Below are 23,975 nucleotides of genomic sequence, written 5' to 3'. Positions count from 1 at the left end.
GGACCGACCACCCCATGCGTGACAACACCGACGTGTACGACCGCGTCGCCGACTGGCTCGGCGGCAGCATCGACGCCGACGACACCGTCAGCACCGCCGCCGGCGTACCGCTACTCCGATCCGACATCCAGACCGTCCTCACCGACGTGACCGCCATCGCAGAGCACCGCGACCAGCTGCGAGGCGAACTCGTCCAGCAGGCACGCGACCACGTCCGCGCGCTCAACGTCGTGTCCGGGTTCGACCAAGCCGCCCTCCTCACACACGCGAAGGAGCTCGAGCAGAACCGGGACGACATGTACGAGTCCCGGCAGGAGGAACGCGCCACCGTCCGCCGGGTGACGGAGGAGCGGAACGAACTCGCACGCCGCATCGCCAACGCCGAACACGGCGACGACTGCGCCACCAACACGGCAGCGGACGAGCTGGGGGAGTGCGACTGCTGGAAGGCGCAGCCTGTCGGCCGCGGCCGACGCACCGAAGCGCTGTTCGCCCTCGGCAACCTCACCCCGCACCGCCACCAGGCGTGGACCGCTGTGCAGGACGAAGGCCACGACCCGGGCATCGCCACCGTCGACCTCGCCGGCATGGTCGGCGATGACATCGACCCCGCCGACGCCGCCCTCATCATCCGCCTGTGCCACCCGGACACACTCACCGCCATCCGAGCCGTGCTCGCCGCGTACGGCGACGCGAACCTCAACGCCGCCGCGGACCTGCTCTCCCGCGCCATCCTTCAGCCCCCTACGCCGACCGCCTGACTGCGGTGCAGCGGTGGCCCGCACAACTTCGCACCTCCTCCGCGCATAGGAGCGTCGAGAGGCCGAACCGCGGCCGCCGCCACGAGGAGACCCCGATGACCGCCCCGAAGAAGTTCACCACCGGCCAGCCCGTCATCGTCACCACCAGCAACAACACCAAGGGGCGAGAGGCCACGGTCACCTCCGTCGGACGCACCATCGTCCATGTCAGCTCCCCCGGTGACGCGAAGGGCTACCGCGTCGACACCGGCGCCCTCAACGACAAGCTCTACCCGATGTACGGCCACATCTACACGGTGGAGGAGTGGGAGCTCCGCGAGCGCCGCGCCGCGGTCCACCGCCGCCTGCACAACCTCGGCGTCTCCGGACCGGTCCTGCGGAACCGGTCGGTCGAAGCGCTCGAACAGGTCGTCGCAGTTCTCGAAGCGGACGGCGCCGTCGCCGTCTCCTGACCAGACCAACATCAGCAGACCTGAGGAGCAGAACGATGCAGACCCCGACCTACCGACCCGGTGACCCGGTGAAGATCCGAGCCCGCCGCGACGACGCGTCGATCGGTAACTACAGCCCCGACGCGTACGAGTACCTCGACGACGTCGTCACCGCTGTCGGTACTCGCATCGTCCGCACGAAGCGGTACCCGAACGGCTTCCGCATCGAGGGCGGGCACCGCAACGATGACCGCCGCCCCGAGGCGAAGATCCACTCCCTCGACGAGTACAACACCCGAGCCCGCGTCATCGACGCATCCCACCGGCTCCGCGACCTCAACGTCAGCGTCTACCACGGCAAGTACACCGCCGACACGCTCGAGCAGCTGATCGCCCTCCTCGAAGCCGCACCGGAGAACCAGCAGCCGACGGCCACCGCCGCATGACCGGCGCGTATACAGCCGCAGGCGACGGCGACCGCGATGCCCTGCGCCACGGGCAGGCGCTCATCGAGACCGCCGTGCAGGACTCGTACCGACCCGAGGACGAAGCCGCTGTCAGCGCGGTCGAACGCCTCATCACCCGAGACGCCGCCGCCCGTCGTCTCCTCGACACCTACCAGGGGTTCCTCGGCGACCTCAACGACCAGGTCAACATCATGGCCGCCCGCGACGACGCACGCGACGTCATCAGCAAGATGCTGTTCGGCTTCACCAAGGAGCTCCGGCAGAACCCGGACGTCGGTACCGTCCTCGGGGCCGCGGAGCACTGATACGTCGTACGCTGCACCAAGGAGGACGCATGCAACGAACCGTCGGCACGGTCACTGACCCCGCGGTCGCGTCTCACGTTCTCGACGCCATCGTGGAACGGCTCGCCACTCACATCGAAACGGCCGACCCGGCAGCGGCTGCGCGTTTGCGCGAGGAAGCCGCTGCTGTCCCGCGCTCCAACATCGCCGTCATCCGCGAGGCGGCCGCCCGGTTCAAACAGCGGTGGGACACGGTCTCCCCGATGACCGACCCGTCGACGCTGTACGACCTGCTCCACGACGCGAAGCGCCGACTCTGCGCCGCCATCAACCGCGACGACCGAGGTGACGGACCGAACGACGAAGCCATCACCGCGATGATCGCCGTCCGCGCTGAAGTACACGCCGTCCGACTCGACGACCTCGAAGCGCAACGCAGGCTCCGCGACGAACTCCACCGCCGCGCGGCCGAACTTGAACGACAGCACGACCTCGACCACCCGCCAGACGACCCGACGAACGTCCGCGCATAGACCTTCCGACCGCACCGTCCCGGAAGGACCCCACCATGCCGCACCTCATCGCCGTCACGGACGCGACCCGTGAACGTCTCGCCGCCGGCCTGTACGCGAAGTACCGCCTCCGGAGCCCGGGGACGCTGACGTGGGAGACGGAACCGGACCACTACAAGGAGCGGTTCTACGCGCAGGCCGACGACGCCCTCGACGTCCTCGGGTCTGAATCGTCAAGCGCCGAGGCGACGACCCTCTCCGCCATCAAGGAGCGCCTCACGAGCGGCGCCTCGTACAACCTCGGCTCCGACATCGCCGCCATCATCGCCGAGCACGAGGGAACCGAGCCGACCTGCGGCATGGACGGCCCGCACGGCTGGGTGTGCGACGAGCCCGCCGACCACGAGCCGGCGAACCTCCACGCTGCGAAGCACGGCGGCGCGTGGAAGGGCGGAGCGCACCCCGGCCGACGCTGACGGCATAGCTCCGGCATGCCCCGTAGCGACGCGATCACCGACTGCTTCCCCGTCCCCGCCGAGGAGGACCGGCACCTGAACGGCAACGGCGACGACATCCTCGACACGCAGGTCGCCGACCTCACAACCTGGCACGCAGAACTCATCGCCGCTGCTGCGGTCAGCGTCGCCGACCACGACCACCGGGCGATGATGCTCGCCGCCGCCAGGCTCATCGCCCTGCACGACGACGGCCACCTCAACCTCACCCACGAGCCAGCACTCGCGACCATCGTCGACGCCGGCTTCGGGCTGCTGTCGAACTACTCCTGACCCCGGTCGCCGCATCAGCATCTGCTGACACGACGAAGGGAGGGCCCTCATGCCTCGGAAGCGGGACCGCCGGCCGGCACGCATCTTCGGCGACATCGACCTCGTTCTCAAAGCACCCCGCGTCCGAGACGCATGGCCCGACGAAACGTACCGGGAGCAGACGTTCCGCACCGAGCGGAACCGGATCCAGTTCCGCACCCACATCAACGTGACGTTCTCACCGACGGTGGTGCGAACCCTCGACCGGATCCGCAGAGACAGCGGCGCCGACTGGGTGTGGCACTCCACCTGGGTGGAACAACCGGACGACATCGTCCGGCTCACCAGCCTGATCCGCGGCCTGCACGGCGGTGACTTCGTCAAGAAGCCCCGCCGCAACGGCCTCGGCGAACTCACCCACGGGTGGAAAGCCGAACGCATCGTGCGGTACATGAACGAGCACGGCCCAACCGACTTCGTCGTCCTCGACGACGAGCTCTGGAAGTGGCAGGAAGAGCTCGAGGAGTACGCCGACACCCATCACATCCGCTTCCTCCCCGTCGTCACCGACGGGTCATGGGCGACGAGCCCAGGCCTCGAACCGCATCACCTGCGCGCCATCGAGTCGTTCCTCTCTGCAGACCGGATACCTACGGCATAGGGCGCAGGTGAGCATCTTCGCCTCCGTGCACCCGGACACGTTCAACGACGACCCAGCCCCGTACGTCCACATCGACTACGACTACTCAGAAGCACGTCTCCCGCGCCCCGCGGACGGGTTCGAGTTCGCACCCCGACCTGAGTACGCGCGCCCCACCGCGCATCCGGTGAACCCGCTCCTCGTCGCGTTCCGCCGCGGCTACGACTCCGGCTTCCGAAGCCAAGACCACCTCATCCTCGACTGGCTGCAGGCACTCACCCGCGCCAACGAGTTCCTGCTCACCGGCAAGCACACCATGCCCGCCGGCCCTGTCACCCGCCGCGTCGACGCCATCCTCGACCGCACCTCCCGCAGCGCACCCGACGCGTACACCGCCCGGGCAGACATCGGGAACCTCCTCCGCCACGCCGTTCACGTCATCGCCCGACTCGCCGCCCACCGAGCGCTCTGAATCGTTCCCATCACGCCCTGTCGGCGTGATGATGGCGGCATGGGTGAAGAGCAAGGGCCGAAACTTCGAACGCAGGACGCGGACGCCCGGTGGGAAGCGTTTCTCGGTCGAGCGCACGACGTCCACGGTGACCGGTACGGGTACGACGAGGCGCGGAAGCACTTCGTGAACGACAAGGAACCCATTCCCATCTGGTGCAACGAACACCAGCGGCTCTTCCCTCAACCGCCGAAGGAACACAAGGAAGGCGCTGGCTGCCCCGACTGCAGCGGACGCCGTGGCGCCTCCGCGCAATCGCGCTTCGAGACGTTCGCGACCAAGGCTGGCGAACGTCACGGATACCGGTACGTGTACGACGAGTCGTCGTTCACCACCGCGGGGAAGGACCCGGTGACGATCTTCTGCACCGCCGGTCACGGCTGGTTCACTCAACGCGCCGACAAGCACAAGGCGGGAGCCGGCTGCCCCGACTGCTCGCGCGGGCGTCACGCATCGGCGTCGGAGCGAGGCGACCACTGGGTTGAGTTCGTGACCACCCTGCACGACGGCCAGTACGACTACTCGTCCGTCATCTACGTCGACGACGACTCAAAGGTGCTCATTACCTGCAGGAGCCACCCGGACGCCCCCTTCGAACAGGCACCTCGAGCGCACAGCGAGTGGAAGGGCTGCCCCGCCTGCGGGGTGATCCTCGCGAAGGAGAACCGTCTGAGTCCCGCGAAGGAGAAGCTGCGCAAGCAGCGACTGCTGAAGGAGTAGCCCGCGCATAGGACGAGCATGCTGAACCACATCGGTACACCGGTCGCCGCGCCGACGAAGCTGACCGCGAAGGACTTCAAGAACCTCCCCACGAAGCAGGACCTCATCGTCGAGGTGCTGATGGCTCGCCACCGCCTCGGGGAGCCGTTCTTCCCCATCGACATCCGCCTCGACAAGGCCCTCACCGCACTGAGTGAGCGTGGCATCGTCGAGGTGTGGACCGACACGCCCTCCCACCACCGGGCACGTCTCACCGACGCAGCGCAGCAGTACCTCTTCGTCGAGAAGACGTACAAGTCCCCGCTCGAGAAGCAGCTTGTGAAGGCGCTCGCTGACATCGAAGCCTTCAAGCGCACCATCCGATCGTTCAACGAGGAGGGCTGACAAGTGAGCGTGGACCTCAACGCATCGCTGACCCCGAACGTCGAGCGGATCCTCAATGACGTCCCCCTGGAAGTCGTGCACGCTGCGCTGATCAGCGGGGACCAGGTGGCGTTCCAGACGATGACGCCGTACCGTCCAACATCCCGCCACGAGGAACCTCGCGGTCTGCCCGAAGGTGGACAGCGGGAGGTGACTGTCACCTTCCGTGCCACCGTGGAAACGAAGCACGTGGACGTCATGGCGGTCAATCGGGAAGTGTTCCAGGGCCGGAACCTCTACTCCGCGCTCGTCCGTTGGGAAGGCGGAGGCCTTCGTGGTGCCCGCTGGACGTGGCGGCACGTCGAGTTCCACGACGAGCTTGCCGTCTGGTGGAAGGCCCACGACCCGAACCAGGCATCCTGAACGCATGGCGTCCATCACATTCTCCGAGACGAAGCACCCGAAGAGGCCCGCGAGCGTGGCTGCGTCGCCGTTGCCGGCCGGCGGCCATCTCATCCAGGTGAAGTGGGGCACGACCCTCCACCTCAGTCTCGACCCGGATGAGGCAGCTCAACTCCGAGACGACCTCACCGCCGCACTCGAGCAGACCGGGCACTAGCTGCCGCATCCGCCGCATCTCCAACGCCTGCTGGCACCCGCCGGCGAAGCCTCGGCGAACGGAGATCCGATGCGGCGGCACCGCAGCACCTGGCTGACCCGCCTGGTCCTCACCGACCGTGCAGCGACGGACCCGATCCTGGTCATCGCAGCGATCGCCGTGAGCCTCGTCCTACTCGTCGGCGGTTCATTCGCCGTGACCGGGTTCATCGACCGCAGCAAGGACCTCAACGCGCAGAAGGACTTGGCCGCCGTCCGCGTCATCGAAGCCGACGCAGCGAACAGCGGTGGGTTCATCAACTACGACAGCCTGAGCTCACCGCCTCCCGGCGTCGCCTACGACGCGACGGAAGGCAGCAAGGTCCGAGCCACCGCGTGCACCGACGGATGGGTCGCCGCGTCAACATCACCAACCGGGAAGACGTTCGTCTCCACGTCAGCAAGTACCGCCACTGAGGAAGCGCCGGCAGCCACCATCAAGCTGCCCTCCTGCGCGACACGGGCCACCGTCACCGACCTCGTCAACACCGTGCCGACGCTGCGCCAGGTCTTCCCGACTCCAATCACGGTGGACGACTTCAACCGGGTCGTCGATCAGAAGGACGGACCCGCTGGCACGCCTGGCCCGACCGCGGTCCGCATCGGCTTGGACGCGGGGATGAGAGACCCTGCCCGATGGGCGCCGATGACGCCAGGGAAGCAGCAGACGTGGGTCATCGCTGGATGGTTCCTTGCACCACCGGAGGTGCCCGACTCCGGCGCGATGAATCTCGGCGTCCGTTGGGGTAACCGGTACACAAACGACGGCGTGGAGAACATGTACTACTACGCCGGGCAGGCGTGGCCTGACAAGTACCGAACGTGGACGTACCTCCGCCACGAGATCACATTCACCCCCGACAGCACCGCCGGGCCCCACATCACGACCAACATCAGCCCCACCAGCGGCACCCCCTGGTGGGCGTCCAACCTCACCTTCACGCAGATCCGCTGACCGCGTTCCGCCGCATCTGCGGCCGGTAGCCGGGCAGTTCCGTCCGGTGACGGAAGGAACCACCCGCAGATGACCGATCAGGCCCCCGACGACGCGCACGAGGACCGACCCGCCACCACCCCGACGTCGAAGCGGAAGCGGAAGCGGACCACGGTGAAGAAGAGCGCGCCGGACGCGGCATCAACCGGTGAGAGCGCGCGGGAGCCGGCCGTCACGAATGAGCCAGTCGTCGTGCCGTCCGAAGACAGCATGCCGGCGCCGGAGGTCAAGAAGGAACCGGATGCGGAGCCTCTGACCGAGGATGTCCCGTCCGCCGCAGTAGAACTTCCTTCGAACGCAGACGAGGTGGCGACTGACACTGCAGTCGAGGCTGAGGCGCCAGTGACTGTCGTCAGTGACGACGAACCCGAGGCGCCGGGCGAGCAGCACGACGACGAGCCGACTCTCGAGCAGCCATCAACGGCGGCAGCTTGGCGACGGGAGACCGCCGACCGTGCCTGGCCCGGCCTCGGCGACGAGCCGGAACCGCCCGCCATGGCAGCGTGGACAGGCACCGCTGACATCGCCTGGCCTGCGCCCACAGTGCCCGACGAGAAGCCCGCAGCTGACACCGTGCCAGCTCCGCCGAAGCGTCGAGAACTCGGACGCCGTGAAGCCGGTCTCGCACTCGCGTTCCTCGCCCTCGGTGTCGCGTCCGGCGTCACCATCGGCTCCACGGGCACCGTCCCCCTCGCGGCACCCGCGGTCGTGTCGCACGAAGCGACGTTCGAACGAACCATCGCTGACGCGCAGCAGCGGACCGTCACCATCACCGTCGACAGCAGCGACAGTGTCACCAGCCGCGGCGCCGGCACCGTCATCGGCAAGGACGGCACAGTCATCACCACCAACGCCGTCGTCCGCAGCCCAAGCGGCACCATCCGCGTCACCACGTCCACCGGTCGCACCCTCACCGGGGAGTTCGTCGGCACAGACCAGACGACCGGGTTGACCGTCCTCCGCGTCCGCGGGCTCGACGTCGTCGGGTTCACCGCCACCAGCGGCGACGCCGCGGCAGGCGCCCGGGTCGCCGTCATCGGCCAGAACAACAACGCCGCGACGACAGCCGTCGCGTCACCACGACAATCGGTGAACACCATCACCGGCACCGTCGGCGTCGGCACCTGGACCAGCGCCGTCCGCCTGACCACGGAAGACGACCCCACCGCGACCGGTGGCCCCATCATCAACGACAGCGGCGCACTCGTCGGCATCGCCGTCTCCGGCGTGACCACCGGACGGGACTCCGACCCGGAAGGCCGCCAGTACGGCATCGACGCCGGCATCGCCGTCACCGTGGCACGGAACATCGCCAAGACAGGCGTCGCCCTCCACGGACACATCGGTGCGGAAGTCACCGACGAAACCGCCGGAGTGCTCGGCGCGCGCATCACCGACGTCGCCGACGGCAGCCCGGCGAAGAGCGCCGGCCTGCGCGACGAGGACACCATTGTCTCCTACAACGGGGCGCGAATCGGATCCGCCGCGCAACTCGTTGCCGCCGTCCGCGGCACCGACCCCGGAACAAAAGCCGACGTCGTCTTCCTCCGCAACGGACACGAGCGCACCGTCCGCGTGCAGATCACCGCCAGCCAGTAGGTCCCGCATCCGGTGTCGGTCATCGTCGTTACGATCCTGACCGACACCGGATACGAGCGGGGGATGAGCGGTGCCGCTGACAGCAACCGTGAACGGCGACGAAGTCGTTGCGACGAAGGTAAGCGCCGACGACTGGGCGGCGTACAAAGGCCGGAAACCGTGGCCAGTGCTCTCATGCGGTAGAGACGGCCACGCGAAGACCTCCAAACTCGGCACGCAGTTCTTCGCTCACGCACCCAAAGTCAACTGCGACGCCGAGCACAAGGGCGAGACACCCGAGCACCGTCAGGTGAAAGCGGCCATCATCACCGTCGCCACCAACCTCGGCTGGAACGCTCGAGCGGAAGTCCCCGCCGACAATCGCAGCTGGATCGCCGACGTCCTCGTCGAACGAGACGGTCGTCGTATCGCGTTCGAGGTGCAACTCTCCGGCCAGGTCGAAGGCGGCTACCAGCACCGGCAGCAGCGGTACACCGCCGAAGGCATCGAGTGCTACTGGCTGACCAGACGAGCCACACCCGCCGAACTCCGACAGGTTCCAGCCCTCCACGTCCGTGTCAAGGACACCGACCCGGACATCACCGTCGCCGCCCAGCAACGAAGCACCGACCGGAGGCCACTCGAGACGTTCGTCGCCGCAGTCCTGAACGGTGACCTCCGATGGGCACCGGAAGCAACCGCACCACAGGACGCCGCCGTCCGATGGGGCATCCACCGCTGCATCGAATGCGACCAGTACAGCGTCACCTGGGACGCCGACGAACACGGCACCGTCCACTGCGGTCGGTGCCTCGTCACACAGGCCGGTCACACCATCCGCGGGGCAGGGGAGCCACGACGGTTCAAAGCAGCCCGCGGCGTCACCGCCCCATCCGCACCGCACCGCACCAGCTGGCTCGGCGAACGGGAGTTCCGGTGCTCCAACTGCCCCAACATCCTCCCGACGCTCGCAGGACCAGGCGGGGACTACGTCCGGGACGTCGCCACCCTCCGTGAGGCGACCCTCCGCGGGCACTGGTGCGCCCCAGAAGGAGCGCTGGCCACACCTGCCGACGTCATCGGATACCTCGACGGCGTCCGTCGTAGACCTTCGCCAGCCCCCGCGGACACCAGGACCGTCATCGAACTCACCGCAGCAGCAGACCGCCGTTACAACGCAGCGAAGGCGGCAGCCGCAGTACGTGAGGAGCAACGGCTCACACAGATCCGGTCTGCACGGTGGAGAGCGGACCAGATGGCGCAAGCTCTCACCCGCCTCGAAGCTGACGCCGCCCGACGCGGCGACAGCAGCACCCAGTTCCTCAACCGGCTTCGTGAACGCGCAGCAGCCGCTGAACTTGATGCGTACCTGGCCGAGTCGGGCAAGACCGGGCCTTCCGGCCCCATCCCACCGTGGTGGGGTCAGCAGCCGGAGGACGCCCACCAGCGGACCACGGCAATCGACCAGTACACGCAGAAGCACCTCCGCGAGGTCCCAGACCTCATCGAGGTGTTCCCACCGATGCCCCTGGAGTGCGTATGCCACCCATGCCGGGTCATCCACGAACAGTTCGATCGTCACCAGCGGAAGCTGCTGTGGCCCGGCCGAAGCGCTGGCCGAAACCTCCACCCGGGCCGGGACGTGCCGCGCACAAGCACGGTATGACGACGTTCAACGAGCACGACCACCCACGGGCCACCGGCGGCCGGTTCACCGAGAAGCAGCAGGAGGTGGACACGATCGCTCTGGCCTCCGCCCAGCCGCCGGCGCACGAGACCGCGACGCATCTCACCATCGACGTTGCCGAACGGCTCGAAGACATCCGCGACATGCTCGACAGCGGCGAGACAGCCAAGCTCACAGTCGCCTACGACGCGATGAAACGCGCCACCGACGCGATGACGAAAGCGCGCAGCGAGCTCGCCCGGGCAGTCATCGGGGACACCATCCGCACCGAGTACCCCACAGCTGCAACGCTCGAGCTGGGAAACTGGGGCTCGTCCTCCGAGCCGCACTTCGTCCCCACCGCAGTGCGCACCGATGACGGCACCGTCCTGTGGAACTCAGACGACCGGAAGCCGGGGGAGCGGGCGCAGCCCTGGGAGTTCCGCATCACCGAACCCATGCTCGACCTGGACGAGAACACCATCACCGTCCCGGCCGATGGGTTCCGCGACCACCCGCGCAACGCCATCCGTCTCCGCTGAAACGCCCGCACACATGCCGGGCATGACCATCAGCAACTCGGCCGAGAACGCACGCGAGAACGCACGGCACGGCGACGGGAAGTTCGGCGAACAGCACCGCGACGAGGCTGCCGTCACCCTGCAACAGCCGAAGCCCTCGCTGTCGGCAGGCGAACTCAGCAACCTCGACCTGTTCTACAAGAAGGTCGTCGCCGCCGCGAAGCGGACCGACGAGGACGGCCACCGAGAGTTCGTCGCACAGCTCCGCACCTTCGAGGGTTCCCTGGCCGCGACTCTCTTCGAGGTCGCGAAGGGCGACGCGACGCGAGTCGTGAAGGACCGCTTCCCAGACGCTGAGGAACTGGAACTCGAAGAGATCCAGCAGCCGGGTGAAAACCTGCGGTACCGAGCAAAGAACATCCGCGACCGAGACGGCCTCCGCCTCTGGTCCAGGGAGAAGGTCGAAGCGCTGACCGACGACGGTGAGTACGACTTCATCGAAGACCTCGACGACGCCTGCCACGACCTCAACCGACTTGGGGAACTCACCCTCCCCAAGGGCAACGTCGGCGTCATCCGCCCGGGCGTGAAGCTGTTCTGAGAGGCCGGCGCGCCGGCCGGCAGGTGTGACGTCGCACCCCGCACACATCCGAGGCATGACCAACCTCAACCCCGCCGCGGCCGCCGCCCGCGAATCAGCCCGCGACACGTCCGGCAAGTTCGGTGAGCAACATCGGTCGGAAGCAGCTGTCGAGCTCGCCGCGTTCAAGGCGAAGGCTGCGAACACGACCCTCGCCGACATCTCCTCGCTGAAGGACGACATCGACAAGGTCGAGTTCGTCGCCGCCGTCGAGGACGCCACGAACATCGTGAAGGAGCAGTTCCCCTCGGCTGCGGAACTCGAGCTCGACGACACCAATGACGGCCCGGGCAGCCCGTACTGGGCGCCGAAGCGAATCGCCGACGCCGACGGGAACACCCTCTGGGCCAGCGATGACATGGACGACCCGGTGTACATCTCCCTCGAAGAGACCACGCCAGTCCTCGACCGGCTCGGGATGGACGCCGTCGACCTCACCCCGGACATCGACTACAGCAGCTCGGACAAGCGGTACGGCATCCGCTTCTGACACCCCGCCCCTGAACGGCCCGGCCCCGCGCACAAAGCGCCGCCGGTCCGTTCCCGATCCTCCCGCACACATGCGGTGCATGGTCAACATCTCCGACACCGCCGCAGCGGCCCGCGAATCCTCCCGCTCCACCTCAGGCCGCTTCGGTGCGCAGCACCGCCCCGAGAGTGAGAGCGCGCTCGTTGGAGCCCCGGTCAGCCACAACCCGAACGACTTCGACACCGCCTCCGCAGTCCGCGTCACAGCCACCGTGCACACGCCCGATACCGTCGCAAAGGGCGAGGCCTACATCGATGCATCCACCGGCCTCATCGCGCGCCTCATCTCCGACGGTGGAACGGACGAGGACCTCGAACAGACGCGCCAGATCATCTGGGACGACATCATGAACGGCACGTCGAACGCAGACAGCCGCACCCACACGTACGGCATCGACAGCGACCGGGTCGTCGAGGAGGCGCGCGGAATGGTCGGACGCACCTATGAAGGGTTCGCCGACGTCGACGTGCTCCCACCGCACTACTGGGACGGGCTCGTCACCACTGCGGCCGCCCTCGCCACCGGTCCAGACGACGACCCGGACGAGGTTCACCGCGAGATGGAGCGCGAAATCCACACCCGTCTTCTCTCCTGGGGTCGCTAGCCAGCAAGGCTACGACCGCGACCGCCACCGGCTTGGACCGCCGGCACCCGCCGCGCACAGGTAGAACATGACGAACATCACCCCGGGCGCCGAGAGCGCCCGCGAGAGCGCCCGGAAGAACGACGGCAAGTTCGGCGAGCAGCACCGACCGGAAGCGGAGGCGACCCTGACGCCGGCGAAGCCGACGCTGAAGCACGACTTCCTACTCGACGATGCACGGACTGAACTCGCTGGGGTCCTCCGACGGACCGACAACCGAGCCCTGTCCGTCATCGGAGCCACGCTCAAGGAGCACGCGCCGAAGGTGCACACGCTCGAGGTCAGCCGACGATTCGGGGAGTGGCAGATCACAGCCGCCCGCGACGAGAACATGCAGATGCAGGAAGTCCCCGACCTGAGCGCCGCGACTGCGATGCTGACCAAGGACCTGCACACCCGCGACGGTGTCACCGTCATCAACGACGACCTCGTACAGATCACCGTCGCCGACGCCTACGACCGCCCGACCGGGGACGACGACTGGACGCTCGCCGAAGCGTCCGCGGCCATCGGTGGGGCTCGCGAAGCGCTCGGCATCCTCGGCCCCGACTCCGACATCCTCGAAGTGCAGGACCGCATCGAGGACGACCCGGACCACTTCGGCTTCGATGACGGCGACTGGGACCGCCTCGTCGAGAAAGCCGGCGGCAGCGACAACGCGCTCATCGCCATCCGAAACTCAGCCGCCTGGCACGACGCCGAGGAGCGGGCACGCCGCAACGGACGTGCCTTGCTCGACGTGGCGCTGAGCCACGCGTACGACGAGGTCATGGAAGGACCGAACGCATGAACCAGAAACGTCAGCAGGCGGGCACCCCAGGCGGTGTCGGCGGGCAGTTCGCCGAGCAGCACCGCCCCGATGGGGACACAGCACTCGGCCAAGGGGCGGAGTTCCACCCGGGTGCAGAAGTCGTCGGAAAGCGCGCAGACGGCGAGCGGCCCGTCGTCGGAGTTGTCGAAGGCGACCTCGGCTTCGAGTACGGGGAGATGACCGCGTACGTCCGCGTCAACGACCCGGGAAGTGACCGGCACGACCACATCCAGATCGTCCCCATTCGCAACCTCGCACTCAGCGGTGACAGTGTCCGACTGTTCGACCGGGACCTGAGCAGCCTGCACAAGGGCCTCGACCACGGAGTCGCCGTCACCATCAGCTCCGACGCGGACAGCAGTTCAGCAGGACTGCCCGCAACGGTGGAAACGCCACCGTACGGAGAACCCGGCGACATGTGGGCGGTCGTCCGCATCGACCAGCCAGGCCACGAGGACCACGGAGTGCTCCGCAGCGTCCCCGCAGATGACATCAGCCCACGCGCGGCGGAACCCACGAACGACGCTCCAGCGTTCGTCGACGTTGGCAGCACCGACGGCGACCCGGTCCTCGCAGGATTCAACGATGACGGCACGGTCGACATCGAGACGGGTGACGGTGCGATCCGCATCTCGGACGACGACATCGAACGGCTCTACGCAGCGTCGCTGAATGCGAAGCGTGCCCGCCACCGGGCATCCCTCGTCCTCGACGCTCCCGTCGCCATCGTCCGCAACGGACTCGGAGACGAGTACGGCACCGTTGTCGGTCACCGACCGGACGGTGATTTCGTCGATGTTCGCCGCGCCGACGGTCGTCTGATCTCCTACCCGTCAGCGTCGCTGCGGCTGGCCGAGTAACCCAGGGAGTGCACGACTCGTCGCATAGGTTCCGTCGTGCACTTCCGTAGTACCCGCCCCACCGTCCTCGCGCTCGTCGGGCTGACTTCTGTCGGCGTAGTGCTGACCTGTATCGCAGGACCTGCATCCGCAGCACCATCAGCGCCGACGTGGGACGCGGTCAAGGTCGCCAAGAGCGCCGGTGACGTGGCCGGCACCACGGCCGAGCTCACCGCCCGGTTGAACACCCTGCAGGACGCCGCCGACCGGGCAGCTGTAGGTGAGCAGCAGGCCGGACAGCACTATGCCGTCGCCGTCGGCAAGCAGCGAGACGCGCAAGACCGTGCCCGCACCCTCGCCCGCCGCGCCACCACCGCAGCAACCGAAGCCGACACTTCCGAGAAGGAAGCGGCAGCGCTCACCGTCGAGATGACCCGCACCGGTGGATCTACCAGCGTCACCAGCGCCCTCATCACCCGACCGGGGTCCGCCGACGACACCCTGTACCGTGTCAGCGCTGCCACCCGCCTCACCGAACACGCCGCCGACAGGCTCGCCACCGCGCAAGCGGACCGCCGCACCGCAGCGGCGCTCCAGCGCCAGGCGACCACTGCAGAACGTGCACTCAACGCTGCACGCCGCACCGCGGAGACCACCCTCGCCGACGCAACGGCGAAGGCGACGACCACGCAAACCGCTGTCGCCGAGCAGCAGCGGAAGCAACAGACGGTCCTCGAGCAGCTCGCCTACCTCCACGACAGCACCGTCGACGAGGAACGGCAGACCTGGCAGACCCAACGCGTCACCGCCGCGGAAGCAGCTCTCCCGGCCGTGCACGCGACACCGCCTCGAAGCGACAACGCGCCGGTCAGCGAACCGCCGTCGAACCCACCAGCCGTCGCCACCCCACCAGTCGAGCGGCCGACCACGCCGCCGGCGCGACCCGCACGGCAGCCGACGGCGGCGCCGAGGCCCGTCCCGTCACAGTCGGCACCCGAACAGCCGGCGCCGCGGCCCGCACCGACGAAGCCTCCCACTCTCACCCCGACGAAGCCGGCACCGACCCCGTCGCAGGCGGCACGGGTGCTTTCCTACGCGCGAGCACAGGTCGGCAAGCCGTACGTGTTCGCGACAGCAGGCCCCAACGCTTACGACTGCTCGGGCCTCGTCATGGCGGCGTACAACAGCGTCGGCGTCGCCACCGGCGGACACAATGTCGTCTTGCAGTACAACCACTTCAAGTCCATCGGCCGGCTCGTCCCACTCGCGCAACGCCAGCCAGGCGACATCCTGTTCTACTCCACCGACGGCACCGCCGCAGGCGGATACCACAACGGCATCTACTCCGGGAACGGGATGATGGTCGAAGCGGCGAACAGCCGCGTCGGCGTCGTCGAACGCGAAATCTGGTGGCCCTGGCAACTCCTGCCGTACGTCGCCCGACCCACCGGCAGCCTCTGACATTCACGACGCCGTGCACGGTCCGCGCATAGTGTCAGCATGAGCCGCTTCCACGACAGCATCGACACCCTCCCCGTCGGCACCCGCGTCCGCTACGACGTCCCCGATGAGCTCGTGGACACGTACGGCACCGTCGTCGCCTTCGACAAGCCGACCGCGGACGTGCCCGTCCGCTGGGACGACAACGGCGAGGTCGAGGACGTCTCGTTCGACACGATCTTCCCCGCAGACCCCCGCGACGGTGACGCGCAGCACGCGACGATCGCCGTCCTCGCCGCGCACTACCCGAGCGACGAGCACCCCGGCGCGCTCGACAACGACATCGCCGCCGGCGACATCGACGGGGACAGCATCGCCGAGCTCATCCTCGGGGCCACCCATGCAGGCCGCGCCACTGGCGGACACCCGACCGACGGGGACGACATCGCCGCGCTCCGCACCGTCCTCACCAAGTTCGACGTTCCCGCCACGCCGGACGGCCTCGACACGAAGGTCACCGAGGGGCACCTCGACGGGCCCACCGTCAGGCAGATGCTCGACGCCGCGTTCAACGCCGGCCGCCGCGGCGACATCTGACCGCCGCGCACAGCACAAGTATGACCGTGAACTCAGCAGCGGAGAATGCCCGGGAGACCGCCCGCATGGGCGACGGGAAGTTCGGCGCTCAGCACCGCAGCCAGGCGCCGGACGACATCATCAGCAAGCCCGCGAACGTGATGCACCACGCATCGCAGTTCGGCGGGGGAGTGGAAGGCCTCCGGAAGGCCACCGCCTACATCGACCAGAACTACGGCATCGGATCGGCGGTCCGCGTCAGCCCCGCCGACCAGTGGGTAGTCCTCGTCCCCGACGACGGCACCCTCGGCGACGACATCATCGGCGACGGCGTCGTTTACGCCCCCACCCCAGGCGGCCGCGTCGAGGTGCAACCGCAACCGAAGGTCATCGGCACCGGCGCGGACCCGTTCAACGACCCGGACGTGCAGACCCTGTTCGCACGACTCGATGAGGAGGGCTACCCGTACCTGATGCAGCGAGTTCCGCTCCGGTACGACAACGCAGCCCCGGAAGGGTGGGCCGTGTTCGTCCGGCAGCTGCCGGACACCGAGAACCTTGACACCGACGTCGCCGCCGCGGAACGTGAACTCCGCGACGGAACGAACCCGACCCGGCTCGGCTTCGCCCTCGAGAACCTCCGCGACTCGGCCCAGGACTACCTCGACGAGCTCGACCGCACCGGCACCTTCGTCGCAGGCACGCCGGAGCAGCCGTCCTGTCACGACCGTCTCCAGGACGCTGTCAATGCCAGGAGGGCTGCTGCTGACGGCGTCGAGGACGCCGCAGCAGCTCTCGTCAACACCGTCCGCGAGTTCCGCAACGCCGGCGCCTGAGCTGATCCCCTGAAGGCGGCCAGGTGAGCTGCGCCGGAGGGCGGGCGCCGCGCACAGTCAAGGCATGACGACGTTCAACGAACACGACCACCCCCGCAGCACCACCGGGAAGTTCACCGAGAAGCGCCACGACGACGCCCCCGACGAGCTCGGGTTCTACGCCACGGAACGACGCGTCGCCGTCACGCTCACCCTCCCTGACGGAACCACCGACTGGGACCTCGCCGAGGTCATCGACAACGCCTGGCCCGGAGCCGACGCCACCACCTACGGTTCCTTCCAGGACCTCCGTGCTGACGTCGCCGCTGGTGCGATCCGCCCGGACGGCACGGATGGGAACTTCGACGCCGTGAACGGCGCAATTCACAGCCCCGGCAAGCGCGTCGTCGCGCTGTTCAACGCCACCAGCGAGGACGACCGCGCCACCATCACCGAACGCCTGACCGAGGTCTTCGGCGATGACAGCGACATCACCGCGTACGACGAAGCCGCCGACCTCTTCGCCGCTGCGGACCGTCGAGAGGTCGACGACGACGGCATCAGCATCCCGAACGCCAGCCGGTACGCCGCTTCCACGTGCGCCGTCTGCGGGAAGAAGCCGACCTGCGCTGTCGTCTACGACAACGGCAGCATGTGGAACGGAGCCTGCGGCGCCGCCCACGCCGAGCAGCTCAGCCGCGACGACTCCACGGTCCGCAACTACTGACCCCACGCGCTTGCCGCACACATCACGAGCATGACGAACATCACGCCCGCGGCCGCCGCGGCACGAGAGAACGCCCGCACCAACGGTGGTCAGTTCGGTGAGCAGCAGCACGCAGAAGCATCCGCCGGCGTTGTGCGTCCACTGCCGAAGCCGGAGGACTTCCACCAGGACTTCGCCGACGCCGTCCGCGACGCAGACCGAGCCGCGAACGGCGACTCGAACGACGACGAGCACGACGCGCTCATCGACCTGAACGCCGCCGCGGAGGGGTACCTCGAAGCACACCGCCGTGCTGGCACGCTCGACCTGGACAGCATCGTCACCGGCCCCAACGGGCAGCAGCAGCCGTCGTTCCACGCCGCACTCAAGCGGATGGTCGACCGAACCGAAGAAGTCACCGGCGACGACGGCAGCAACGACGACGAGTTCGACCACCTCAACAACTTCAAGGAAGTCGTCCGCAGCCACTTCGACCTCCCCGAGGACGACGAGGACTGAGTCGCCCGCGCAGGCCTGCCATGACGAACGCCCCGCATCTGAGTCACTTGCGGGGCGTTTGTCATCGAGGACGCGTCACGCTGGGACGTAGATACGGTCTTCCAGCCGATCCGCGAGGAGTGCTTCGAGGGTTGCCCGCGGAGAACCACCCCCAGAGTGATGCCTGACGCCCGTGACGACCGTCAGCCGGCTCGCCAGTTCGGGAGGGAGATGCGGGTACACCTTGTCCCAAACGGTCACCGTCTTGTCACCGAGCAGGATGACGAGGACCCGCTCAGGCATCTCGAGCACTTCGAGCTCGGCGCGCAGCGGCCCGACGACCTTCGACGGGAACTCCACATCGCCGTTGCTGAGCGCCCGAAGCAACTCCGGCGCATCCTTCGTGGGAGCGCCCTTCACGATGTCGGAGAGGTACGCGCCCTCGATGGGAAGGCCGGCTAAAGCACTCCGCAGAATCCCGTCTGGAGCGTGGCCGGCAGTGTGGAAGTTCTCGAACTTCTTCAGCTCCTTCCCGTCCTTCGACTTGCCAGCATTCCCGCCCATCAGGAGCACGTCTGAGCGAAGCCGCTCCCACGGCTTGTGCTCGGTGTCGAAGACGCTGAGGTCGCCTATCGTCTTCCCCCAGATGCCCCAGCTCGAGAACTTACTGACGTCGCTGTCCGCGTACGCCCGGAACAACTCCTCGGACACCGCTCCGCTGGCTTTCGTCTCGGCCAGGTACTCCGCAACTGTTTGCGTCATCGCAGTTCCCCCTTCATCGTTGCCAGTCACTCATCCTGTCGGATCCCCACCGACACCGCGACGCCAGTGAGCCCGTGCCGCGCATAGACCCAGCATGGACAAGCTGACGACCCTCACCCTTTCCGCGTACAACGCGCTGCGCACCGACGCGGCTGAGAAGCTCCGCGCAGCGGACCGTCTTGGTGGGCACCTTGTGGCGAACCTCATCCTCGCCGCTGTGCCAGAGGCGGCGACCCTCCGGCTCATCGAGTCGGACCAGAGCTTCGACTTCGCGTGGGACCTCGGGCAGCTTCTCAACGCCGACGGTGCCGTCATCGCTGACATCGACACCAGCGGCATCACCATCACCGACGGAACCACCATCTCCTTCGACGACAGCATGGTCGTCTGGGGCATCATCAACGAGCTGCCGGAACACATCCCAACCGTCAGCCACAGAGGAGCGGACACTCCCGCTCCCGAGTACACCTCCTGGTTCTCTACAACCGGTTCCACCGCAACGGTGAACCTCATCGCTGCGGCGTCCGAAGACGCTTGAACCGCCCCGCACACACGAGGGGTATGAACACCATCAGCCCGGCGGCCGCGGCCGCCCGCGAAGGCGCACGCGCCACCACAGGCCAGTTCGGCGAACAGCACCGCGACCCCGCTCCCGAAGGCCTCGTGGACACGTTCGTCCCTGGCAACCCCGAGTACGAGGCCGTTCAGTCCGTCATCCGTTCGCAGGGCCACAACAGCGAAGACGCCCTCGACGCAGCGCTCGCCGAAGGTCAGATCGGCGTGGACGACGCGCTCGGCATGCTCCGCGAGACGTACCGGAAGGGCCGCGGGCTCGACGCCGCCTCATCGGAGGAGGACCACGCTGTCAACGACGCCATCCGTGCCCTGTACGAAAGCGAGGAGGACTTCGACGAGTCCCTCGCCCTCAATGAGGCCGGCGTCGACCCGCTCATCGGCATGATGCGTGAGACCTACACCGCCGGTCAGCGTGACGCGGGCGCCGGCGCCGGCGCTGGCGCTGCTGCAGGCGAGGAACCCCATCCCGCCGACCTGACCACACACATCGGCGTCATCCACGCGAAGGCTGCCGCACGCCAAGCGGTCTACGAAGCGGACCAGGCCTCGGTCCGCCTCGTCGCGGAGGACATCACCTCGAAGTTCCCGAACGCGGCGTACCTCCTGATGCGCACACGGGGCAGCGACGGCTTCGTCGCCGAGGAGATCACCGACGCCGTCGGCCGTCACGTGGCACGCCCCGACGCCGACAACGGGTACCTCGTCGCCAACGACCGAACGGAGCACGAGTTCAACGGGGAGTTGCTGTACGAGACGCTCGTGGACCTGCCGCAGGAACCGCCCCGCGGCCTCGACGACCAGTACCTGCCCGAGTACAACTGGTTCGGACGCAGCACCAGCTACGGCCGATTCCGCATCGACCTCCGCACCGCCCTCGGCAAGTAGCCGCACCAGTTAACGGCCAGGCAGCACCCCGTGCGCCTGGCCGTTGGCGTCTCGCAGTCGCCGCCGCGCACAGAACCGGTATGACCAACAACATCAACCCCGCAGCCGAGTCCGCACGGGAAGACGCCCGGAAGGGCGACGGGAAGTTCGGCGCCCAGCAGCACAGCGAGGCGCCGAACGACGTCATCGCCCCGGGAACCCCTGACCCGGCTGCGCTGTCGGAGCAGTTCCTCGAGTACAAGCGTCAGGCATCGGAGCTGATCCGGAAGGGCGACCGCATCGGCGCGCGCAGCATCGCCGCGACCATCAAGCGAGCCCTACCCGACGCGGCGTACCTCCGCATCGAGGAAAGCGACCAGTCGATGACCCACGGCTACTGGGCCAACAAGATCCTCGACAAGGACAAGGAGTTCCTCGCCGACATCGACGACGACACCATCACCACCGACGAGGGTGAGGAGTTCGGGTACGACGGGGAGAGCGTCTGGGAGGTGCTCTCGGACCTGCCGCAGCAGGACAACATCCCCGTCGTCACGAACGCCGACAACCCCCGCGAGGCGCAGTACGCACCCGAGTACGCATGGCTGCAGCACGACGCCGGCGAGTACGCGCTCATCGACCTGGACGCGGCGCTCGCCGACGACTGACCACCAGCATCAATGAATGAGCGCCGAGGAGGATCCTCGGCGCTCGTTTCAGTTGCGGTACCGGCCAGCCCAGCTGAACCCTGTCCACAGTTCCAGCCGGCCCTGTTCCGTCGGTGACGGGTAGAACCCGGGCGCTTCTGGCGCTCCGGGCTGCGGCGCCTGGCGAACAGATCCGTCGGCGGTGAGGAACCACGTGCCGTCGTAGTCCCAGACGAGGTTCCCGCCGCGGACGGTCTGCTGCCGCCACCGGTCGCCTCCGGCACGTCCCATCTGCAAGCAGACAGACGTGTAGCCGTGCTGCAACTCGTCGTACAGTCGGCGCTTCACCCTCATGAGTAGCGCTGCGACGACGGCGAACCCGCCAAGCGACAGCGCCATCATCGGGAGAATCGCGGCCGAGTTGCCCTCGAGCACGGTTGCTGCGACTGCCACGGCGACGAACAGTGCACCACCTGCTGCAGAACCGAGCTGCAGTAGTTGGCGCGCGGAACGTCCCGGAAGCACCTTCGGCGGTGCCGAACCGATGACGGTTGCTCGACCATCCCTCTGCGCGACGGCGTAGCCGGCGACTTCCGACGGGCGCGCGTCCAGCGGGTTCACGATGCCACCTCGACCGGATCCTCGACGTTGATTGAGGTTGCCGGAGCGGCAGTGTCCGGTCGAACGTTGCTGCGGGTGCGGTGGGACGACAGGTACGGGTCGATGACGGCGGCGTTCACGACCGTTCCTATGCGGCGACCTCCGCCGCATCTGTATTGGGTACCGCTGGCAGGACGTTGGCGGGGAACCACGCACCCAGGAAGGGCCGCCATGCGGGACGACAAAGACACCATCGTGGAACGGCTCAGCGCCCTCATCACCGCGCACCGGGAACCTGGGGCGAAGCCGACGTACAACGACTTCAGCCTCGCCGAGTACCTCTACGCCCACAGCGTCGGCATCATCGAAGGTCGCCCGTCTGCTGCAGGCGGTGCAGCCCTCCGAGGTGCCGCGACCATCTTCACCAGCCACCCCGGGACGGACACGGCCGCGCTGCTGACCGCACTCGCGACAGCCGCCGCCGGCCGGGGCGACAATGAGCAAGCTCACGCTCTGGCGTCCGCACTCGATGCGTGGAACACCGACCAGCCGGGCGGAGATCCGGCGACGTGGCTGATCGCCCGGTCCGTGTACGTCGAAACCGGCGGCGACGGCGACTGACCACGGCGGCGGTGTCCGGCCTGCATAGGGCTGGCATGACACGCTCCCTGTTCCCGAAGTCGTTCTTCGCCCCACGGCACACCGCCAGGCGGGCAGCGTTCCGCGCGAGCGCCCGCACCGCGGCCGCGTGGCGCCGTGCCGCTGAAGCCGGCGACTACTACCTCATCGAGAAGCCACCGCTGGTACGGAACTCGGGGCAGTGGACCTTCCACGCGGACTACCACCGGTTCCGGAACCGTGCCGGAGAACACCTCGCCCGGCGGAACGACTTCGCCGTCATCGAGCAGGCGCACCGTCGCGCTTGGCAGCAGCGAGAAACCCCTGGTCTTCTCGACACGTCCGTCCTCGACGCGCTCACACTCCGTGTCAGCAACCTCGAGCGTTTGGCTGGCCTGGCATGAGCGGCATCACAGCGGTGCTCGCGGACGAGCAGATGCGGGCGCTCGGGTTCACGGACCACCGTGCCGGCCACTGGTATCTCTGCCATCGAGTGGGCAGCGACACGACGCTGAACATCAGCATCTAGAAAGCCACCGGCCGGTGGACGGAAGACGTACTGAACGAGTTCTTCGGACAGCCGGAGTTCTACGACTCCATGCAGGAACCGTCCCGGAGCACTATCCGCGACCGCATCGACGCAGTCGTCGCCGAGCTCACCACCGCCGGAATCGCCGTCACCGTCGACCACTCCGTGTACCGGCTACCGGCCCGCTGACGTGTTCCGCCGCATCCGGTCAGGTGTGCCCACCACACCGATCTACGACCGGCTGTACCGCCGGTGGCTTCGCACCGTGCACGCTCGCGCGACGGTGTTCCCGGAGACCCTCAACGACCGGGAGCGGGACCTGCTGACCTGCGCCGACCTGTTCTGGGGCGCCCGGTGGTGGCAGGGCGATGCTGGGGCCGTCGCCGCGGCATAGGCCCGGCATGACCCACCCCACCGAGCTCCCTGCTGTTCCCGACCGTACGACCATCAGCCGTGACCGGTTCGCGGAAGCGACCGCAGGACATCAAATGCAGGTCCTCCACGATGACGGCCTGTACCGGCACCTCCGGTTCCGCAACCCCGACCGAGGCGAGTACTGGTACGACCTCATCACCACCCCCGGCACGCTCACCATCACCGGTGACATGGGCGACTTCCTCTTCCGCCGAGAAGAGGACATGTTCGGCTTCTTCGGCCGCCGCAACACCACCATCGACGCCCACTACTGGGCGCAGAAGGTCGTCGCCGGGACGACGCACGAGTTCGACGCGGACCTGTACAAGCAGAACCTGACTCAGGTGTTCTTCGACGTCATCGACGACCTCAGCAACAAAGACGGGGACGACCTCTGGGCAGACATCGAGTGGCTGCTGCTCAGCGCCGAATCCACCGAGTCGGCGCACGTAGCGATGAGCGAGTGGTCTGACAGCCGGATGTCGCTCGAGGACAGCTTCGAGATCGAAGTGACGTCGCTGTCCACGACGTTCCTCTGGTGCTGCTGGGCCATCGTCGCAGGCATCGCCCGCTACACGGACGCGCAGCAGGCGTAG

The 23,975-nt window shown here is 67.7% G+C and carries 39 protein-coding genes; 35 read left to right on the top strand and 4 right to left on the bottom strand.

All coding sequences use genetic code 11. The features are described from left to right. Nucleotides 1-14: 14 nt before the first annotated feature. The 14 genes from DEJ19_RS18610 to DEJ19_RS18545 all read left to right on the top strand — a co-directional run bounded on the left by DEJ19_RS18610 (nt 15) and on the right by DEJ19_RS18545 (nt 7,068). Entirely contained in the window at nt 15-761 is a 747-nt protein-coding gene (locus tag DEJ19_RS18610; protein WP_111232281.1) for a hypothetical protein, read from the top strand. Nucleotides 762-856: 95 nt separating this feature from the next. Continuing rightward, nucleotides 857-1,213, top strand: a complete 357-nt coding sequence (locus tag DEJ19_RS18605) for a beta barrel domain-containing protein (protein WP_111232282.1) — start codon at nt 857-859, stop codon at nt 1,211-1,213. Between the two features lie 35 nt (nt 1,214-1,248). After that, the gene (locus DEJ19_RS18600) at nt 1,249-1,638 is read left to right on the top strand and encodes a beta barrel domain-containing protein (protein ID WP_111232283.1); all 390 of its coding nucleotides are present in this window, start codon (nt 1,249-1,251) and stop codon (nt 1,636-1,638) included. Continuing rightward, nucleotides 1,635-1,964 (top strand): hypothetical protein, encoded by a 330-nt coding sequence (locus tag DEJ19_RS18595; protein ID WP_111232284.1) that lies wholly within the window; start codon nt 1,635-1,637, stop codon nt 1,962-1,964. The genes DEJ19_RS18600 and DEJ19_RS18595 overlap by 4 nt, the downstream gene beginning before the upstream one ends. Nucleotides 1,965-1,993: 29 nt before the next feature. Then, complete coding sequence (locus DEJ19_RS18590) at nt 1,994-2,476, top strand: hypothetical protein (protein ID WP_111232285.1); 483 nt, start codon at nt 1,994-1,996, stop codon at nt 2,474-2,476. Nucleotides 2,477-2,511: 35 nt separating this feature from the next. Next, nucleotides 2,512-2,931 (top strand): hypothetical protein, encoded by a 420-nt coding sequence (locus tag DEJ19_RS18585; RefSeq protein WP_111232286.1) that lies wholly within the window; start codon nt 2,512-2,514, stop codon nt 2,929-2,931. Between the two features lie 15 nt (nt 2,932-2,946). Beyond that, entirely contained in the window at nt 2,947-3,243 is a 297-nt protein-coding gene (locus DEJ19_RS18580) for a hypothetical protein (protein ID WP_111232287.1), read from the top strand. 49 nt (nt 3,244-3,292) lie between these two features. Continuing rightward, entirely contained in the window at nt 3,293-3,883 is a 591-nt protein-coding gene (locus DEJ19_RS18575) for an HAD domain-containing protein (protein ID WP_111232288.1), read from the top strand. A gap of 7 nt (nt 3,884-3,890) precedes the next feature. Then, on the top strand, nt 3,891-4,334 hold the full coding sequence (locus DEJ19_RS18570) for a hypothetical protein (RefSeq protein ID WP_111232289.1): 444 nt from the start codon (nt 3,891-3,893) through the stop codon (nt 4,332-4,334). A gap of 39 nt (nt 4,335-4,373) precedes the next feature. Beyond that, nucleotides 4,374-5,093 (top strand): DUF723 domain-containing protein, encoded by a 720-nt coding sequence (locus DEJ19_RS18565; protein WP_111232290.1) that lies wholly within the window; start codon nt 4,374-4,376, stop codon nt 5,091-5,093. 18 nt (nt 5,094-5,111) lie between these two features. Continuing rightward, nucleotides 5,112-5,477, top strand: coding sequence for a hypothetical protein (locus tag DEJ19_RS18560; RefSeq protein ID WP_111232291.1), 366 nt, complete (start codon nt 5,112-5,114; stop codon nt 5,475-5,477). Between the two features lie 9 nt (nt 5,478-5,486). Beyond that, entirely contained in the window at nt 5,487-5,879 is a 393-nt protein-coding gene (locus tag DEJ19_RS18555; protein WP_284176617.1) for a hypothetical protein, read from the top strand. Nucleotides 5,880-5,883: 4 nt separating this feature from the next. Next, the gene (locus DEJ19_RS18550) at nt 5,884-6,075 is read left to right on the top strand and encodes a hypothetical protein (RefSeq protein ID WP_111232293.1); all 192 of its coding nucleotides are present in this window, start codon (nt 5,884-5,886) and stop codon (nt 6,073-6,075) included. 69 nt (nt 6,076-6,144) lie between these two features. Continuing rightward, complete coding sequence (locus tag DEJ19_RS18545) at nt 6,145-7,068, top strand: hypothetical protein (RefSeq protein ID WP_111232294.1); 924 nt, start codon at nt 6,145-6,147, stop codon at nt 7,066-7,068. Nucleotides 7,069-7,145: 77 nt separating this feature from the next. On the opposite strand, the gene DEJ19_RS18540 is transcribed toward DEJ19_RS18545, so the two are convergent. Beyond that, complete coding sequence (locus tag DEJ19_RS18540) at nt 7,146-7,337, bottom strand: hypothetical protein (RefSeq protein WP_181441452.1); 192 nt, start codon at nt 7,335-7,337, stop codon at nt 7,146-7,148. Nucleotides 7,338-7,449: 112 nt separating this feature from the next. On the opposite strand from DEJ19_RS18540, the gene DEJ19_RS18535 reads away from it, so the two are divergent. From DEJ19_RS18535 to DEJ19_RS18475, 13 genes are all read left to right on the top strand, one after another. Continuing rightward, nucleotides 7,450-8,706 carry a S1C family serine protease gene (locus DEJ19_RS18535; protein WP_181441453.1) on the top strand — a complete coding sequence of 419 codons (1,257 nt, stop codon included), beginning with the start codon at nt 7,450-7,452 and terminating at the stop codon, nt 8,704-8,706. A gap of 70 nt (nt 8,707-8,776) precedes the next feature. Continuing rightward, entirely contained in the window at nt 8,777-10,351 is a 1,575-nt protein-coding gene (locus DEJ19_RS18530; protein ID WP_284176616.1) for a competence protein CoiA, read from the top strand. Beyond that, nucleotides 10,348-10,893: a hypothetical protein gene (locus DEJ19_RS18525; protein ID WP_111232297.1), complete on the top strand. Its 546-nt coding sequence runs from the start codon at nt 10,348-10,350 to the stop codon at nt 10,891-10,893. The genes DEJ19_RS18530 and DEJ19_RS18525 overlap by 4 nt, the downstream gene beginning before the upstream one ends. 22 nt (nt 10,894-10,915) lie before the next feature. Next, nucleotides 10,916-11,473: a hypothetical protein gene (locus DEJ19_RS18520; RefSeq protein WP_146250568.1), complete on the top strand. Its 558-nt coding sequence runs from the start codon at nt 10,916-10,918 to the stop codon at nt 11,471-11,473. Nucleotides 11,474-11,528: 55 nt separating this feature from the next. After that, nucleotides 11,529-12,002, top strand: coding sequence for a hypothetical protein (locus DEJ19_RS18515; RefSeq protein WP_111232299.1), 474 nt, complete (start codon nt 11,529-11,531; stop codon nt 12,000-12,002). 79 nt (nt 12,003-12,081) lie between these two features. Further along, the gene (locus tag DEJ19_RS18510) at nt 12,082-12,645 is read left to right on the top strand and encodes a hypothetical protein (protein ID WP_111232300.1); all 564 of its coding nucleotides are present in this window, start codon (nt 12,082-12,084) and stop codon (nt 12,643-12,645) included. Between the two features lie 67 nt (nt 12,646-12,712). Beyond that, nucleotides 12,713-13,474 (top strand): hypothetical protein, encoded by a 762-nt coding sequence (locus tag DEJ19_RS18505; protein WP_111232301.1) that lies wholly within the window; start codon nt 12,713-12,715, stop codon nt 13,472-13,474. Continuing rightward, nucleotides 13,471-14,355 carry a hypothetical protein gene (locus DEJ19_RS18500; protein ID WP_111232302.1) on the top strand — a complete coding sequence of 295 codons (885 nt, stop codon included), beginning with the start codon at nt 13,471-13,473 and terminating at the stop codon, nt 14,353-14,355. Before DEJ19_RS18505 ends, DEJ19_RS18500 begins: the two co-directional genes overlap by 4 nt. A gap of 36 nt (nt 14,356-14,391) precedes the next feature. Further along, complete coding sequence (locus tag DEJ19_RS18495) at nt 14,392-15,795, top strand: C40 family peptidase (RefSeq protein WP_146250569.1); 1,404 nt, start codon at nt 14,392-14,394, stop codon at nt 15,793-15,795. Nucleotides 15,796-15,834: 39 nt separating this feature from the next. Then, nucleotides 15,835-16,371: a hypothetical protein gene (locus tag DEJ19_RS18490; protein ID WP_111232304.1), complete on the top strand. Its 537-nt coding sequence runs from the start codon at nt 15,835-15,837 to the stop codon at nt 16,369-16,371. Nucleotides 16,372-16,397: 26 nt separating this feature from the next. After that, nucleotides 16,398-17,186, top strand: a complete 789-nt coding sequence (locus tag DEJ19_RS18485) for a hypothetical protein (RefSeq protein WP_146250570.1) — start codon at nt 16,398-16,400, stop codon at nt 17,184-17,186. 64 nt (nt 17,187-17,250) lie between these two features. Next, nucleotides 17,251-17,892 carry a hypothetical protein gene (locus DEJ19_RS18480; protein WP_111232306.1) on the top strand — a complete coding sequence of 214 codons (642 nt, stop codon included), beginning with the start codon at nt 17,251-17,253 and terminating at the stop codon, nt 17,890-17,892. 30 nt (nt 17,893-17,922) lie between these two features. Then, entirely contained in the window at nt 17,923-18,390 is a 468-nt protein-coding gene (locus DEJ19_RS18475; RefSeq protein ID WP_111232307.1) for a hypothetical protein, read from the top strand. 75 nt (nt 18,391-18,465) lie between these two features. Here DEJ19_RS18475 and DEJ19_RS18470 read toward each other — a convergent pair whose 3' ends face one another. Continuing rightward, nucleotides 18,466-19,161, bottom strand: coding sequence for a hypothetical protein (locus DEJ19_RS18470; protein WP_146250571.1), 696 nt, complete (start codon nt 19,159-19,161; stop codon nt 18,466-18,468). 64 nt (nt 19,162-19,225) lie between these two features. Here DEJ19_RS18470 and DEJ19_RS18465 point away from each other — a divergent pair, with 64 nt between their 5' ends. The 3 genes from DEJ19_RS18465 (at nt 19,226) to DEJ19_RS18455 (ending at nt 21,239) form a co-directional block, all read left to right on the top strand. Then, entirely contained in the window at nt 19,226-19,669 is a 444-nt protein-coding gene (locus DEJ19_RS18465) for a hypothetical protein (protein ID WP_111232309.1), read from the top strand. A 23-nt stretch (nt 19,670-19,692) separates the two neighbouring features. Beyond that, nucleotides 19,693-20,592, top strand: coding sequence for a hypothetical protein (locus DEJ19_RS18460; RefSeq protein ID WP_111232310.1), 900 nt, complete (start codon nt 19,693-19,695; stop codon nt 20,590-20,592). 80 nt (nt 20,593-20,672) lie between these two features. Beyond that, nucleotides 20,673-21,239: a hypothetical protein gene (locus DEJ19_RS18455; protein WP_146250572.1), complete on the top strand. Its 567-nt coding sequence runs from the start codon at nt 20,673-20,675 to the stop codon at nt 21,237-21,239. 48 nt (nt 21,240-21,287) lie between these two features. Here DEJ19_RS18455 and DEJ19_RS18450 read toward each other — a convergent pair whose 3' ends face one another. Beyond that, on the bottom strand, nt 21,288-21,671 hold the full coding sequence (locus DEJ19_RS18450) for a hypothetical protein (RefSeq protein ID WP_146250573.1): 384 nt from the start codon (nt 21,669-21,671) through the stop codon (nt 21,288-21,290). A 164-nt stretch (nt 21,672-21,835) separates the two neighbouring features. Next, nucleotides 21,836-21,958 (bottom strand): hypothetical protein, encoded by a 123-nt coding sequence (locus tag DEJ19_RS18445; protein WP_258377327.1) that lies wholly within the window; start codon nt 21,956-21,958, stop codon nt 21,836-21,838. Between the two features lie 91 nt (nt 21,959-22,049). Between DEJ19_RS18445 and DEJ19_RS18440 the strand changes: the two genes are divergently transcribed. From DEJ19_RS18440 to DEJ19_RS18420, 5 genes are all read left to right on the top strand, one after another. Continuing rightward, entirely contained in the window at nt 22,050-22,439 is a 390-nt protein-coding gene (locus DEJ19_RS18440) for a hypothetical protein (protein WP_111232312.1), read from the top strand. 35 nt (nt 22,440-22,474) lie between these two features. Then, entirely contained in the window at nt 22,475-22,840 is a 366-nt protein-coding gene (locus tag DEJ19_RS18435; protein ID WP_111232313.1) for a hypothetical protein, read from the top strand. Beyond that, nucleotides 22,837-22,965: a hypothetical protein gene (locus DEJ19_RS18430; protein ID WP_258377328.1), complete on the top strand. Its 129-nt coding sequence runs from the start codon at nt 22,837-22,839 to the stop codon at nt 22,963-22,965. The genes DEJ19_RS18435 and DEJ19_RS18430 overlap by 4 nt, the downstream gene beginning before the upstream one ends. A gap of 214 nt (nt 22,966-23,179) precedes the next feature. Next, entirely contained in the window at nt 23,180-23,359 is a 180-nt protein-coding gene (locus DEJ19_RS18425) for a hypothetical protein (RefSeq protein ID WP_146250574.1), read from the top strand. A gap of 7 nt (nt 23,360-23,366) precedes the next feature. After that, nucleotides 23,367-23,975, top strand: a complete 609-nt coding sequence (locus DEJ19_RS18420) for a hypothetical protein (protein ID WP_146250575.1) — start codon at nt 23,367-23,369, stop codon at nt 23,973-23,975.

The organism is Curtobacterium sp. MCSS17_016, assembly GCF_003234255.2.
GTDB lineage: Bacteria > Actinomycetota > Actinomycetes > Actinomycetales > Microbacteriaceae > Curtobacterium > Curtobacterium flaccumfaciens.
This window is presented reverse-complemented; position numbering and strand designations above follow the sequence as displayed.